This is a genomic window from Nitrospirillum guaranorum (assembly GCF_034653275.1).
Lineage (GTDB): Bacteria > Pseudomonadota > Alphaproteobacteria > Azospirillales > Azospirillaceae > Nitrospirillum.
This window is the reverse complement of record NZ_JAYEES010000001.1, coordinates 1,309,848-1,326,210: the sequence shown is the minus strand read 5'-3', so window position 1 is coordinate 1,326,210 and position 16,363 is coordinate 1,309,848. Positions and strand designations below refer to the sequence as shown.

Genomic DNA, 16,363 nt, shown 5'->3' with positions numbered 1-16,363 from the left:
GTCCCCTCTCTGCCGGTCACCGGCGGTGCGGCTATTCGGCCAGCCAGGCCGTGGCGCCGATTGATTTCGCGAGCGGCAGGGTGATCGTCGCGACCGCGCCGCCGGTCGCGCCGTTGACCAGGCCCAGTTGGCCGCGGTGCTTGTCGACGATGGTCTTGACGATGCTGAGGCCGAGGCCCGTCCCCTGCACGGCGCCGACATTGCCGCCCCGGTAGAAACGCTGGCCGATAAGGGGCAGCTGATCGGGCGGGAACCCGATGCCGTTGTCGCTGACGGTGACGGCAACCGCGCCATCGCATCTCACCTCCACGCGGACCGGCTGGTCGGATGGCGAGAATTTCAAGGCGTTGTCCAGCAGATTGCCGATCGCCGCGGCCAGCATCTCGCGGTTTCCCCGGACCATGGCCGGAGTTTGGGGCAGGGTGGCGGCGATGCGCCCATCCTCATATTTGTGCGCCAGCAGGCGCATGAGGTCGCGGACGATGCGGGCGATGTCCACCGGCTCACCATCCGTCACCTCCAGGGCCACGCGCTCGGCCATGAGCAGGTTGTCCATCAGGCTCCGCAAGCGGTCGACGGTGGACCGGATCGTGCCCAGGCGGCGCGCCACCTGCGGCTGCGCGGGATCGAGCAGTTCAAGGCTCATCTCCGCCGATCGGTTGATGACCGCCAGGGGCGTGCGCACCTCATGCCCCAGCATGGCCAGGAACTGGCGCAGCTGGGCGTGCATGTCGCGTTCCGCGGCCAGGCTCAGGGTCCGCTGCTTCAGGTCGGCGTCCAGCCGCGCGCCGACCATGATCATGATGGAGAAGAAGGTCAGTGTCATCACCACCGCGCCTTCCAGATGGAACCACGGCAGCACGCGGGGGAGAAGACGAAGGAGGGATCCGGCTCCAGTTGGGCGGCGACCATGCGCGCGACCAGGACCGTGATGTGCAGGACCAGGGTGACGATCAGGCAGATGCGGGCGCTGTTGACCTGGGACCGGTTGCGGATGACCTCGACCAGCAGGCGCGCGTAAAAGCCGATGTAGATCAGCGTGGCGGCCACCACGCGCGAGGGGACGTCCCCTGGCGCCATCCACAGCATCAGTTCCCACAGCGCGGCGGTGAACGCCGTCAGGCCCAAGACCAGGCCGCGCCGGGACGTGCCGCCCGCCAGCACCACCATTCCGTCGGTCACCAGCCCGATCGCCAGCACCAGGGCCGCGTTGCTCGCGGTGACGACATGGGGCCCCCGGAACAGCATCAACGCGAATCCCGCCGTCAGTGCCAGGCAGCCGGTTGAGATCGCGATCAAGCCATGCAGATCGCGATAGGCGCGCCACAGCACGAAGGCGGCGATACAGTTCACGGCCGTCAAAACCTCGACGAAGACCATGGACGTGGCGATATCCAGCATGATGTCCTTCCGTCAGCCGGCCTTCCGGCTCACCGCAGGCGAAGGGTGGCGGCGAAGCTGTACCCCCTGCCGTATACGGCGCGGACCGGGGCTTCCAGCCCCGTCCTGTCCTCGATCTTCTGCCTGAGGCGCCGGACCATGGCGTTCAGGCTGCCCGGCGAGAAGTCGCCACCATCCCCTAAGCCTTCCGCCAGCCGGGCGTGGTCGCAGACCGTCGTGCCAGCCTCCGCCAGCAAGGCCATGAAGATCATTTCCTTGGGTGTCAGCGGCACGCTTTCGCCGCCGGGTGCGGCCAGGTGCCGTCCGCGCTGGTCCAGCATCCATTCCTGTCCCGCTTCCGCGCCGGAGGGTGGCGGGCTCTCGGGCAGCCGCTTCAGCACATTGCGGATCGTGAACTCAATCTCGCGCAGGCTGGCGTGTTTCACCAGGTAAGCGTCGCTTCCAGCCTCCAGCGCTTGCAGCTTGTCTTCCAGATCCTGGTGGGCGGTCAGGACGACCACGCCGCAGTGCAGGCCCCTGCGGGCGCGGATCTCGGACAGCAGCCGCACGCCATGTCCATCGGGCAGCCCAAGGTCCAGGACGATCAGGTCGAAGGTGTCCGCCGCCATCCGATGCAGGGCCTCGGCCAGCGTGCCGACGCCGGTGGCGGCATGGCCCTTCGCTTCCAGGAAAGCGACGAGGTCATCCCGTAAGGAGGCTTCATCCTCGACGATCAGCAGGCGCGACATTTCCGTACCTTTCCGCCGGTCCGCAATCGTCTGGCGGGGCACCAGCGGCGCCGGCCCGGGCTCTTCCACCGCATCGCATGTACCCGTCCATGCCCTGCAAGGGCAAGGACATCGATCGATCCATGGGATTTTTGGCCATGGTGTCTTCAGCTGGATGACTTTTCGTGAGTAAAACAATCAATTCTGATGAAGTGACATCAGAATTGTCATTTTTGACTAACGCCAAGAACACAATATGATAATCCGCATCATTATTTGACTACATTGCGCTATTGAATATGTACTAAGGGCTCAGTTATTGTCCGGTCCGCTATAAATATCAGATATTACTGCCACCTGGTGGTGATGATCGAAATTCGCAGCGGGCGGCTATTCCGCTCGGCGGCTGCGTGTGCGCCTGGTTCGGGGGAATGGTCAAGATGCTGGATGGAAATGTGACTCGCGGTGCCGCTTCCCTGCGGCGCTCGTTGCTGGCCGGTTCCTCGCTGCTGATGCTGGGCGTCGCCGTCGCGGTCCCTCGGCCGGCCGACGCGGCCCAGACCATTTCCAACGCGACCTCGAACCTGCTGATCAACCAGTCGCTGGATCTGCTGACCATCACGGGCGCCGCGACGGTCAGCGGGTCGATCGCGGCCAGCGTCAACGGCGACATCACCATCGGCACCATCGCGAACGCGGGATTGGTGATCGGCACCAGCGTCGCGCTGCAGGTCGGCAACTCTTCCGTCTCGGCCAATCCGACTGTCGGCCTGGTCAGCAATACCGGGTCCATCGTGGGCAGCCTGGGCGGCCTCGCGATTTATGGTTCCACCGCCAGCATCGGCAACGCCGGCTATATCGCGGGCGGGTTTTTCGGTTTCGGGAACGGCGGCGGCATCGCCACCTTCACGAACAGCGGCACGGTGGCCGCCCCCGTGATCGGCGTCATGAACGTCGGTTCCATCCAGACGCTCGCCAACACGGGCGTCATCGGCGCCGACGCCGTCGTCGGCCTGGCCAATTACAGCGCCACCGCATCCATCGGTGTGATCAACAACCAGGGCACGATCCTGTCGGGATCAACGTCCATCGGCTCGTCCGGCGCGGCCGCGGTATTGAACGCGGGCACCATCGGCACCCTGAACAACAGCGGCGTCATACTGGCGCCCACCCCGGCCTCGACGGTTTCGGGCGCCTTCGTCGGCATCAACATCACCGGAACCGTCGGCCGGATCAACAACAGCGGGCTGATCCAGGGGCGCACGGCGGTTTTCGTGGATGGAACCGGGACCCTGGGCGCGTTGGTCAACACCGGCACCATCGCCGGCATCATCCTGAACGGCAGCTCCCAGGCGCTGACCATCGCCGGCGCCACCACTTCCGGCGCGTTCGGCACCCTGACCGGCACCACCGTCGGCAGCCGGGGGGTGCTTTCCAGCTATGGCGGCAACATCGTCCTGTCCGCCGGCAACCTGCTGCTGAACGATGATGTCCAGGTTTCCGGCCGCGCGCTCAACAACATCGGCGCCGTGCTGAAGCTGGCGGCCAACACCAGCGTTACCGGCACCTATCTGCAGAGCGGCGGCACGCTGGACCTCAGCAACGGCTCCACCCTGACCGTCAGTCGCGCCGCCAGCATCACCGGCGGTACCATCATCGCCTCGGTCGGCGGCGGCGCCAACGTCAACTACCTGTACGGCCAGACCATCGGGTCCACCCTGGTGCAGGCGGGCGCGGCCAGCAATTACGCCGGTGCCACCATCCAGAGCACGCTGTATGGCCTGGCGCTGGCGGGCGCCACCGCCGGACAGGCCTTGCAGGCCCAGGTGGTCAACGACTACATCACCGGCACGTTGGCCACCCTGACCGAAACCCATTCGATCACGGCGGCCACCGGCATCTACGTGTCCAACGCCGGCGTCGTGGGAACCCTGGCGAACAGCGGCACCCTTGTCGGCAGCGGCACCGGCCTGCAGAACCGGGGCAGCATCACCCAGCTGACCAACACCGGGACCATCCAGGGCCACCGTGGCCTCTACAACATCGGCACCATCCAGACGCTGACCAACACCGGGCTGCTGGCCGCGTCCGGGAGTTCCATGGCGCTGTACAACCAAGGCTCCGTCGGCACCCTGGTCAACAGCGGCACCATCAGCGGCAAGCTTGTTTACTACCCGGCCTCGGCCACGCCGCTGACCATCGTCGGCGGCAATGGCGGCACCTTCGGCACATTCAGCAACGGTTATATCCAAAGCGCCGCGAACCTGGTTCTCGCGTCCGGCAACATCAATTTGGCCGAAAACGTCTATTTCACCAGCCCGACGCTGACGGCCATGAACGCCGGCGCCAACCTGCTGGTGAACAGCGCCGTCACCATCACCGGCGGCTACAGCCAATCGGCCGGCACGTTAGCGCTGGGCGCGGCGGCGGCGCTGTCCATCAGCGGTGCCGCCAGCATCACCGGCGGCACCATCTCGGCCATCTCCGCGGTGGCGGGCAACTACCTGGCCGGCACGACGTCGACCCTGCTGTCCGCCGCCGGCGGGTTCAGCTACAGCGGCGCCACCCTGGTGATCGGCACCGCGACCGGCCTTAGCCGCACCGGCACCGTCATCGGCAACAACCTGCTGGCGGTCGCCCTGAACGACTATATCGGCGGGACGCTGGGGTCGCTGTCCAACAGCGGCAGCCTGGCCGCCAAGACGGCGGTCTATGTGGCCGCCGCCGGCATGCTGGGGACGCTCCGCAACTCCGGGACCCTGTCGGGCACCTCCTATGGTGTCGCCAATACCGGTGTGACCGGCACGCTCAGCAACAGCGGCGTGATCACGGGCACCACGGCCGGCCTGTTCAACAACGCCAACGTCATGACCCTGGTGACGAACCAGGCGGGTGGCACCATCGCTGGCACCGTCGGTATCAAGAACAGCGGACTGATGCAAACCGTTAGCAACGCGGGCTTGATCAGCGGCGCGCAGGTTGGCCTGCTCGACAGCGGCGCGATGATCCTGGTGTCAAACCAGGCGGGCGGCACCATCACCGGCGGTACCGCCATCAGCATCAGCAACGGCGTCCTCTACACGCTGACCAACAGCGGACTGATCGCCGGCACGACCATCGGCATCAACCATCGGGGCGGCGGCCTCCAGACCCTGACCAACAACGCCGACGGCACCATCACCGGTGTCACCGCCCTTTATGCCTTCAGCAATGTGGACACGCTGGTCAACAACGGCCTGATCACCGGCACGGCCGTCGCCATCGGCAACCACAGCGCCCTCCAGACCCTGATCAACAATGCCGGCGGCACCATCGTGGCGCCGACGGTGCTCTACAGCGACAATTACGTCGGAACCATGGTCAACAGCGGCGTCATCGCCGGCAATATGGCCCTGGTTTCCGGCGCGCCGCTCACCATCAGCGGCGGCGGCGGCGCGGTGATGGGCACCCTGACGGGCGTGTCCCTGACCGGCCAAGGCACCATCACCAGCGCGGGCACCATCGTCTTCGCCGGCGGCAACCTGCTGCTGAACGACAGCATCAATGTCGGCACGAACGCGGTGTCGAACGCCGGTGCGTCGCTGTCCCTGGCCAGCATCGTCAGCGTCACCGGCACCTACGCCCAGTCGGCCGGTACGCTTGACATCGCTGGGGGCGCGGCGTTGGTGGTCAGCGGCGCCGCCAGCATCACCGGCGGCACGGTGACGGCCCACGCGGCGGCCGCCACGAACTACCTGGCCGGCGATCAGGTCGATACCCTGGTGGCGGCGGGCGCCGGCTCCCGCTATGCCGGCGCCACGGTGGTCAACGCTTCCGCCGGTCTTGCGGGCGCGGGCACGATCCTGGGCGACAACCTCGTGCTGATGGCCCGGAACGACTATGTCAGCGGCACGCTGGCGACCATCGACAACACCGGCAGCATTGGCGGCGTGGCGACCGCGGTCTATGTCGCCAGCGGCGGCTCCTTGGGCCGTCTGGCCAATAGCGGCCTGATGAACGGCCTGAATTACGGCGTGAACAACAAGGGTGTCATCGGCACGTTTGCCAACGATGGCAGTATATCCGGTGGTTCCTATGCGGTTAGGAACACCGGTCGCATCGGGACGCTCACCAACACCGCCGTTCTATCCGGCGATTTCAACGGCGTAATCAATGACGATGGTGGCTCCATCGGCTTGTTCGCGAATAGCGGTACCGTTCTGGGCGTACGGAAGGCTCTGTACAACTACGGCAATATCGACACCATCGCCAACGCCGGCTTGATGTACGGCGGCCAGTCCGCGCTCATCAATTTCTCAGGCAGCATTGGCGCCATCATCAACAGCGGCACCATCATCGGCCATTCCGGCTCCGCGCTGTACAACTATGGCAGCATCGGAACCATCGCGAATACGGGTCTCATTTCCGGCGTCACCGCACTCAACAATATCCACGGCATCGGTACCATTGCGAACAGCGGGACCATCAGCGGTGCCACCGCGCTGTATATCGCTGATACCGGCACCCTCGGCATCCTGGCCAACAGTGGCCTGATCGCCGGTAATCTGGTGAATGACAGCGCCAACGCCCTGACCATCACCGGCGGTGCCGGCACGGTGGTGGGCACCCTGACGGGCGCACTCAGCGGCACCGTCAGCACCCAGGGCACCCTCACCAGCACTTTGGCCAACGTGGTGCTGGCTGGCGGCAATCTGTTCTTGAACGATCAGGTCACGCTGGGCGCGGGCACGCTGATCAACAGCGGCGCGTCGCTACGCCTGACCACCATCATCAGCGTGACGGGCGGCTACGGCCAGTCGGCTGGCACGCTGAATTTGGGCCTCGGCGCCAACCTGGCGGTCAGCGGTGCCGCCAGCATCAGCGGTGGCGTGGTCGTGGGCAGCCTGTCCGGCGCCGGCAACTACCTGGCCGGCAATGCCGCCGTCGCCCTGGTGACCGGCGGCGCCGGGTCCAGCTACGCCGGTGCCACGGTGGTCAGCAACGTGGCGGGGCTTGAGAGCGCCGGCACCACCACCGGCACCAACCTGGCGCTGCTGGTGCTCAACGACTATGTCGGCGGCACCTTGGGCACGTTGTCGAACAGCGGCACCGTCAGCGCGATCAACGCCGTCTACGTGGCGGCGGGTGGCAGCCTGGGCACCCTGGCCAACAGCGGCACGCTGTTGGGCGGAAACACCGGCCTGCTCAATTATGGCGCCATCGACTCCATCGCCAACGGCGGCGGCGACACCCTGGGTACCGTCCTGGGCGGCGTCGGTGTCTTCAACTACGGGACCGTCGGCACGCTGATCAACTATGGGCTGGTGCGGGGCACGGTCGCCGCCGGCATCCATAACTCCGTCATGATCTCGGCCCTGGGCAACGCCGGCACCATCGCCGGCGCGACGGAAGGCCTGTTCAACGAGGGGACCATCGGCCTGGTGGCCAACATCGGCCAGATTGAGGGCGGCGCGGGCGTCAGCAACACCGGCACCATCGGTATCCTGTGGAACATGGCGGGCAGCATCAGTGGGGTCACCACGGGTGTGCTGAACTACAGCAGGCTGGGCACGCTGCTCAACCAGGGCGTCATCAGCGGCCATTCCATGGGCGTGATCAACGTCAACACCCTGGGCGCGCTGGTCAATGCCGGCACCATCTCCGCCCACGGCAGGGCGCTGTACAATATCGGCACCGTCGGCGCGCTGGCCAACACGGGCCTGCTGACCGGCGCCACGGCGATCTACAACGACGCCACCGGCACGCTGGGGACCGTCCGCAACAGCGGCACCATCGTCGGCAACATCGTGAACCTGTCGTCGGCCGACCTGGTATTGGCGGGCGGGGACGGCACGGTGGGCACACTGACCGGCGGCGGCATCGCCAACACGGCGTCGAACGTGGTGTTCAGCTCCGGCACCGTCGGCCTGGCCGATGCCATCGACGTCGGCGGCCACACCGTGGTCAATGGCGGCGCCACCCTGGCGCTGCTGAGCGGCGTCAGCGTCACCGGCAACTACAGCCAGGCGTCGGGCACGCTGGCGCTGGGCACGTACAGCCTGGTGGTCAGCGGCGTCGCCAGCATCAGCGGCGGCGCCATCACCACCACCCAGGTGGACGCCGCCGGCAACTATCTGGTGGGCAGCGGCACCGGCACCCTGGTGCAGGGCGGTCTGGGTTCCAGCTACACGGCGGTCGGCGTGCTGTCCGGCATCACCGGCCTGACGCTGACCACCAGCATCGCCACCATCGGCTCGACGGTGGACCTGTTGCTGGCCGGCGCCAACGACTATGTCGGCGGCACCCTGGGCGCGGTGAACAACACCGGCACCATCAGCGGGGTGAACACCGCGCTTTACGTGGCGGCGACCGGCAGCCTGGGACGCCTGTCCAACAGCGGCCTGCTGGAGGGCACGCGCTACGGCATCCATAACCTCGGCACCGTCGCGGTGGTCGACAACACCGGCACGGCCACGGGCATCGTCGGGCTGTACAACCAGGGCACCATCGGCACGGTGCTGAACCGTGGCGGCCTGCTGGATTATCCGGAGGTGGCGGCCGCGGGGCTGAACAACGCCGGGACCATCGGCATCGTGGTCAACGGCGGCACCATCAGCGGCGCCAGCCACGGCCTGTACAACCGCGGCACCCTGGGCACGCTGGTGAACAGCGGGCTGATCAGCGGCGCCACGGCCCTATACAATCGCGGTACCCTGGGCACGGTGGCCAACAGCGGCACCATCGCCGGCAACATCGTGAACACCAGCGCCCAGGCCCTGGTCGTGGCGGGGGGCGCCGACGGTGCCGTGGGCACGCTGACCGGCGGCAGCATCGTCAGCACCCTGGGTGGTGTGGTCCTGGCGTCCGGCGCGCTGCTGTTGGCCGACAACGTCACGGTGGACGCCGCCACGCTCGGCAACACCGGCGCCAGCGTGACGCTGGCGGCCAACCAGACGGTCACCGGCAACTATGCGCAGACGGCCGGCGCGTTGGCGCTGGCGGGCCACACGCTGACGGTGTCGGACGCGGCCAGCATCAGCGGCGGCACGGTGGCGGCGGGCCTGTCCGCCACGGCCAACTACCTGGCGGGCAGCGGCACGACCCTGGTCAGCGGCGGGGCCGGGTCCAGCTATGCCGGCGCCGTGGCCACCAGCGGTGTCGCGGGCCTGGCCACGACCAGCGGCGCCAGCGGCAACGCGCTGGTGCTGACGGCGGTGAACGACTACATCGGCGGCGGCCTGGCCAGCCTCAGCAACACCGGCGCGCTCAGCGCCGCCACCGCGGTCTACATCGCCACGACGGGCAGCCTGGGCGGCCTGGCCAACAGCGGCACGATCAGTGGCAACATCGTCAACGCCTCGGCCAACGCGCTGACCATCACGGGCGGCGCCGGCGCGGTGGTGGGCACGCTGACGGGTGGCACGATCCGCAGCACGGGTGCCAATGTCGTGCTGGCTGCGGGCAACCTGCAGCTGGACGACGCGGTCAATGTCGGCGGCGGCACGCTCAGCAACACCGGCGCCTCGGTCAGCCTGGCGCAGACGCGGACGGTGACCGGCAACTACAGCCAGGCGGCTGGCACGCTGGCGCTGGGCGACAACACGCTGGTGGTGACCGGGGTGGCCAGCCTGACGGGGGGCACGGTGTCGACCACCCGGCTGGTGTCGGCCTCGGCCAACTACCTGGTGGGCGATGCGGCCACCCTGGTGCAGGGCGGTCTGGGGTCCAGCTACACCGGCGTCGACGTCGTCTCGGGCATCACCGGCCTGGCGCTGGCCAGCAGCACGGCGACCATCGGATCGACGGTGGATCTGCTGCTGGGGGTGGTCAACGACTACGTGGGCGGCACCCTGGGCAGCCTGAACAACACCGCCACCCTCAGCGGCGTGAAAACGGCACTGTACGTGGCGGCGTCCGGTTCCCTGGGCAGCGTGTCCAACAGCGGCGCACTCAATGGTGACCTCTATGGGCTGAACAACCTGGGCAGCATCGGCACGGTGGTGAACAGCGGGCTGATCACGGGCCCTACGGCGCTGTACACCAGCGGCAGCCTGGGCACTCTGGTCAACAGCGGCACCATCGCCGGCAACGTGGTCAACACCAGCGCCAACGACCTGGTGCTGATGGGCGGCGGCAACGGCGCGGTGGGCACCTTTACCGGCGGCACCATCACCAGCACCGCCGCCAACGTGGTGTTCACCAGCGGCGCCATCAGCCTGGCGGACGCCATCAACGTGGGCGGCCATACCGTCAGCAACACCGGCGCCAGCCTGATGCTGGCCGGCGACGGGACGGTGACGGGGGCCTACAGCCAGACGGCGGGCACCCTGGCCGTGGCCGGCCATGTGCTGGAGGTCAGCGATGCCGCCCGCATCAGCGGCGGTGTGGTCGATGCCGGCCGGGCCGCCACGGGCAACTATCTGGTGGGCGACGGCGCGACACTGGTCAGCGGCGGCGCCGGTTCCAGCTACGCGGGCGTCACGGTCGCCAGCGGCGTCACGGGCCTGGGCGTCATGGGCACGACCAGCGGCACCAGCCTGCTGGCGGTTGCAGCCAATGACTACATCGGCGGCACGCTGTCCAAGCTGGCGGTCACCGGTACCCTTTCCAACATCGCGGGTGGAGCCACCGCCCTCTACATCGCCACCTCGGGCACGCTGGGGAAACTATCCAACAGCGGCGCCATCGTTGGTAACGTCGTCAACCTGTCGGCCACCGACCTGTCCATCACGGGCGGAAGCGACGGGACGGTGGGACGCTTCACCGGCGGCACAATCGCCAACACCGCGTCCAATGTCGTATTCGCCAGCGGCGCCATCAGCCTGGCGGACGCCATCAACGTGGGCGGCCACACTGTCGGCAACACTGGTGCCAGCCTGACCCTGGCCGGCAACGTGGCGGCGACGGGGGGCTACAGCCAGACGGCGGGTACCTTGGCCGTGGCCGGCCATGCGTTGGGGGTCAGTGGCGCCGCCCGCATCAATGGCGGCGTGGTCGATGCCGGCCTGGCCGCCACGAGCAACTACCTGGTGGGCGACAGCGCGACGCTGGTCAGCGGCGGTGCCGGTTCCAGCTACGCGGGCGCCACGGTCACCAGCGGCGTCACGGGCCTGGGCGTTAGCGGGGTCACCAGCGGCGGCAGCCTGCTGGCGGTGACGGCCAACGATTACATCGGCGGCACGCTGTCCAGCCTGGCGGTCACCGGCACTTTGGCCAACCAGGCGGGCGGGGCCACGGCCCTGTACATCGCCTCGACCGGCAGCCTGGGCAGCCTGGCGCTCACCGGCACCATCGCCGGTGACATCACCAACCTCTCCGGCACTGAGCTGATCGTCAACGGCGGCACCGCCAGCGCGCCGGCCACGCTGACCGGCGCCGGCAGGGGCAGGGGCACCATCACCAGCGGCCTGGCCAACCTGCGTTTCGCCGCCGGCACCGTGCTGCTGAACGATGCCATCAACGTGGGCAGCCACGGCGTGGTGAACAGCGGCGCCTCGCTGCTGGTCAACAGCGCCGTCAACATCACCGGCAGCTATACCCAGACCGCCGGCACCCTGGTCATCGGCGTCAGCAGCACGACCAACTACGGCAGCCTGGTGATCAGCGGCAGCGCCAGCCTGACGGGCGGCACCGTCACCCTGAAGGCGGCCAGCGGCGGCGTCCTGTCCACCGGCACCTACACCATCGTGTCGGCCGGGTCGGGCCTGTCGGTCAGCGGCGTCACCTTCAACGCCACCGGCTATACCGTCACCTCCTCCACCGTCGCCGTCGGCAGTGTCACCGACCTGCTGGTCAAGGTGTCCAGCATCGCCAACTATACGGCGGTGGGCACGGCCCAGGGTGGGGCGGCGGTGGGCACCGGCGCGGCCCTGGACCAGATCGCGGCCATCGCGGCCTCGTCCGGCTCGGCCACCTCCCCGGCGGCGCAAAACTTCGCGCAGCAGGTGCTGACGCCCCTCGCCACCCTCAGCGCCACGGCGCAGAAGGTGGCGGTGGCCCAGCTGTCGCCCAGCCAATTGACGCCGCAGTTGGGCACCGCCGCCGTCACGCCCACCACCACCGCCATCAGCCAGCACCAGCAGACGGTGGCCGGACTGATGGACGGGGGCGGCGGGGCGGCGGCCGGCTCCGGCGGTCAGCAGGGGGCCATCTGGGGCGAGATCCTGGGGGGCGGCGTGCTGCGCGGCACGACCTCGGATGCGGCGGGCTATCGCGCCAGCACCTCCGGCCTGGTGTTGGGCGCCGACTGGTTCGCCGATCCCGAGATCATGGCGGGCCTGGCATTCAGCTGGCTGAACAGCGGCTCCGTCGGTCAGGACGTCATGGCCGGCAGCCTGACCCAGGTGGGCAGCTACCAGTTGACGGCTTACAGCGTGTGGCGGCCTGACTGGGCCGACCAGCGCCTGTCGGTCGATGGCCAGATCGGCTTCGGCTACAATCACTACGACCAGCGCCGGTACGTGGCCTTCCTGGGCGCCCGGGCCAACGCCAATTACGGTGGCGAGCAGTACCTGGGCAAGGTGACGGTGGGCTATGACCTGCCGGTGGCGTCGGCCCTGACCGTGACGCCGCAGGTGAGCCTGCGGGCGGTGCGCCTGACCAACCACGCCTATGACGAGCATGACGCGGGCGTCGCCGACATGGCGGTCGGCGCGGTGAAGGTTGACAGCCTGACCCAGGAGGTGGGGGCCAAGGTGGACCTGGCCTTCACCACGGGCCTCGGCCGGTTGGCGCCCGACCTGCGGGTGGCGTGGGTGCACGACTACCTGAACGGCCCCATCGCCACCACCGGCGTGCTGGGCGGTGTCAGCTTCGTCAGCACCACCGGCCGGCCGGAAGCCGATGGCGTGGCGCTGGGCCTCGGGGCGACCTTGCAGCAGGGCGATGGTGTCAGCCTGCGGCTGGAGTATACGGGCGAACTGCGCCGCAGTTACCAGTCCCATGGTGGCGTGCTGCGCGCCAGCTGGGCTTTCTGATGCTTGATGTGGACCGCTGCCGTATTGGCGTACGCCGGGATAAGGTGTGTCCTGCGCCAGGTCGCTCCCTACGCGGGGGCGTGGATTGAAACGCCGTCTCGGTCGGCGACCAGGCGCGGCGCTCCCGGTCGCTCCCTACGCGGGGGCGTGGATTGAAACCTCTTGCGCCCGGTCCAGGGCCGCCAGGATCCGGACGTCGCTCCCTACACAGGGGCGTGGATTGAAACGAGCGTCAAGTGCGGCACGCCCAGCAGCTGGCCAAGGTCGCTCCCTACGCGGGGGGCGGGGGCGTGGATTGAAACGAGCCCAACATCCTTGTTTTGGGCAAGTGCCTACGGCTCCAAGCGCGACAGGGCAGATTAAAGCGAAGGTGGAATGGGCTCTCCACCGTTCGTATATTGTCGATATGTTCAGCGGCGGCCTCCCTCGTGCCGGCGACGCCTCGGTTGACAGCTGATGGCGTGTGGCTGCACAACTCTTGAGTTGTATATTGTCTGCGGTGTATCTCGTATGCCGGCTGCTCCGTTCGATGGTCCGCTGCTTGCCCATTCGGGGCTGGGCCCTGATGGCGCTGATGGAGAGCCGTTGGCCCATCACTTGTCCGAGGTCGGCGACCGCGCGGGTGGACACGCCGACATATTCGGCATGGGGGCCGCCGCCCGGGCCATGGGGTGCCTGCATGACCTGGGCAAGGCCGCCCCGGAGTTCCAGCTTTATATCCGGGGGCGGGGCTCCAGCCCCGATCATTCCACGGCGGGCGCCGTCGCGGCCCTGAATGCTTACGGCAAGCGTTGGGGCAAGCTGATGGCTTTCGGCATCGCCGGCCATCACGCCGGCCTGGCCAATGGCGCGGCCGAGAGCGACCTGACGCCTTTGGTTCAGCGGCTGGAAAACTTCGGGACCCCTCCGGGCTTGCCGGAGGGCGTGGACTTACCCGACCCCACGGTGGTGCGGCGCAGCCTGGAATCCTTCAGCGCCTTCGGCAAGGCGCTGCTGGCGCGCATGCTCTTCTCCTGCCTGGTGGATGCCGATCGCCTGGCGACCGAAGGGTTCTACGCCCGACTGCACAAACAGCCGGTGGAACGGGGATGCGCCACGTCCTTGGCGACGTTGCGGGATCGGTTGGAAAGCCATCTGGCGGCGAAGATGGTCGCGGCCCGGGAGAGGGACGTTCCCACCGAGGTGGATCGGCTGCGCGCCAACGTCCTGGCCACCGTCCGGGATCGTGCCCGCCTGCCGCCCGGCCTGTTCTCCCTGACCGTGCCCACCGGTGGCGGCAAAACCCTGACTTCCCTGGCCTTCGCGCTGGACCATGCCTTGGCCCACGGCCTGCGGCGGGTCATCCATGTCATCCCCTTCACCTCCATCATCGAGCAGACGGCCGATGTGTTCCGTGGGGCGTTGGATGACGCTGACGCGGTGTTGGAGCACCACAGCGCCTATGACCCGGATGCCCGGCGCGACGCCGGGGATCGTGCTCTCCCCGCGGGCAAGGGCCTGGACGATGAGGCGCGGGACGGCGCGCGCAAGGTCCGATTGGCGGCGGAGAACTGGGACCGGCCGGTGGTCGTGACCACCGCCGTGCAGTTTTTCGAAAGCCTGTTCTCCAACCGGCCCGGTCGCTGCCGCAAGCTGCACAACATCGCGGGCTCCGTCATCGTGTTGGATGAGGCCCAGACCCTGCCGGTCAAGTTCCTGCTGCCCTGCCTGGAGGTCATCCGGGAACTGGCCGGCCATTATCGCTGTTCGGTGGTCCTGTGCACCGCCACGCAGCCGGCCGTCGGCCGGCGCCCCGATTTCCCCCGGGGGCTGGAAAACGTCCGGGAATTGGCGCCGGACCCGCCGGCCCTGTACGGGGCGTTGAAGCGGGTGCGCGTGCGCGTGGAACCCAACCCCCTGGATGTGGAGACGCTGGCGCGACACCTGGCGGCTGAACCGCAGGTGCTGTGCATCGTCAACAACCGCCGCCATGCCCTGGACCTGTTTGAGGCCCTGCGGCGGGTGCCGGGGGAGGGGGGCGCGGTCCGGCTATTGACCACCGGCCTGTGCGCCGCCCACCGGCGCCGGGTGCTGGCGGAGATCCGGGACGACCTGGCCCAGGGCCGCCCCATTTGGCTGGTGGCCACCTCCCTGATCGAGGCCGGGGTGGATGTCAGCTTCCCCGCCGTCTGGCGCGCCATCGCCGGGCTGGACAGCGTGGCCCAGGCGGCGGGGCGCTGTAACCGGAACGGGGAATGGGGGGTGGGCGGGGGCCGCGTCGTGGTCTTCATGCCCGCCGACCACCCCGATCATAAGCCGCCGCCGGCCTTGCGCGAGTATGTGGACGCCGCCGCCCCGTTCCTAATGGGGGCCGGTGATCCCCTGTCGCTGGACACCATCGAAGCCTACTTCCGTGAGCTGTATTGGCGCCGCGACGGCTCCGGTGGACTGGACGGCGCGGAGGTGGGCGGGCGGCGGGGCGTTCTGCCGGCAGTGGAGGAACGGGCCGGCAAGCTGGACTTCCCCTTCGCCGATATCGCCGCCGCCGTGCGCCTGATCGAGGACACCCAGGTGCCTATCATCATTCCGTATGGTCCAGAACGGGGCCGGGTCACGGAACAGCTTGAGCGCCTGGAATGGGGCGCATCGCCCGCCGCCGCCGCCCGCGCCCTGCAGCCGTTCCTGGTTCAAATCCCGCACCGCGCGCGGGCCGACCTGGTGGCCCGGCACGCCGCCAGCCCCGTCAAACCGGACCTCTATAGCGACCAGTTCGTCCTGCTGGTCAATGAGGACCTTTACGATGAGGTGCATGGCCTGCGTTGGGCGGACCCGTCCTTCCGCCGGATAGATAGCAGCCTGTTCTGATTGTAGATGCAAAGAGATGGGGCGGGCGCCGCCCGCCCCTTTTCGCACCCGAACAACAACAAGTTTCCACAGACGTGTTTCAATCCACAGCCGACCACCGGCTGACCGGTTCGCTACCAACAGCATCTATGCTGTGGGGTCAAGCTACCATCGGCCGGCCTGTGATGGCAAACTTCACGTCAGTGGAACTTGTGTATTCGGGTTGCTATTGACGGTAGGGTGGATGCGACATAATAAGGTGGAGGCGCCAGCGTTTTCCCCGCAGGCGCCTCCTGCCGCCACCCCAGAAAGCCCCATAACGTCAGAAAGGAGGTTAATTCACGGTGTGGAAGACCCGAGCCAGATTAGCATGAGGCGGAGTTGGGCCGCCTGAGAAAAATAATGTCCCAACGACACCTGTTTTAGGCGCTGCGGGCAGGTTGTCCGCAGCGCACTTTTCTATTGATATTATTGATA

The 16,363-nt window shown here is 67.8% G+C and carries 5 protein-coding genes; 2 read left to right on the top strand and 3 right to left on the bottom strand.

The genetic code is table 11. The features are described 5' to 3' along the window. Nucleotides 1-31: 31 nt before the first annotated feature. From UAJ10_RS05315 to UAJ10_RS05305, 3 genes are read right to left on the bottom strand one after another with little or no spacing between them, the layout of a single operon-like run. Nucleotides 32-826, bottom strand: coding sequence for a sensor histidine kinase (locus tag UAJ10_RS05315; protein ID WP_322914503.1), 795 nt, complete (start codon nt 824-826; stop codon nt 32-34). Continuing rightward, nucleotides 826-1,401 carry a hypothetical protein gene (locus UAJ10_RS05310; protein WP_322914310.1) on the bottom strand — a complete coding sequence of 192 codons (576 nt, stop codon included), beginning with the start codon at nt 1,399-1,401 and terminating at the stop codon, nt 826-828. Before UAJ10_RS05310 ends, UAJ10_RS05315 begins: the two co-directional genes overlap by 1 nt. 29 nt (nt 1,402-1,430) lie before the next feature. After that, nucleotides 1,431-2,129: a response regulator transcription factor gene (locus UAJ10_RS05305; protein ID WP_322914309.1), complete on the bottom strand. Its 699-nt coding sequence runs from the start codon at nt 2,127-2,129 to the stop codon at nt 1,431-1,433. Between the two features lie 419 nt (nt 2,130-2,548). Between UAJ10_RS05305 and UAJ10_RS05300 the strand changes: the two genes are divergently transcribed. Together UAJ10_RS05300 and UAJ10_RS05295 are read left to right on the top strand one after the other, a co-directional pair. Further along, nucleotides 2,549-13,063, top strand: a complete 10,515-nt coding sequence (locus UAJ10_RS05300) for a hypothetical protein (RefSeq protein WP_322914308.1) — start codon at nt 2,549-2,551, stop codon at nt 13,061-13,063. A 585-nt stretch (nt 13,064-13,648) separates the two neighbouring features. After that, a complete protein-coding gene (locus UAJ10_RS05295) occupies nt 13,649-15,907 on the top strand; it encodes a CRISPR-associated endonuclease Cas3'' (protein WP_322914307.1) in 2,259 nt (752 codons plus the stop codon). Nucleotides 15,908-16,363: the final 456 nt, after the last annotated feature.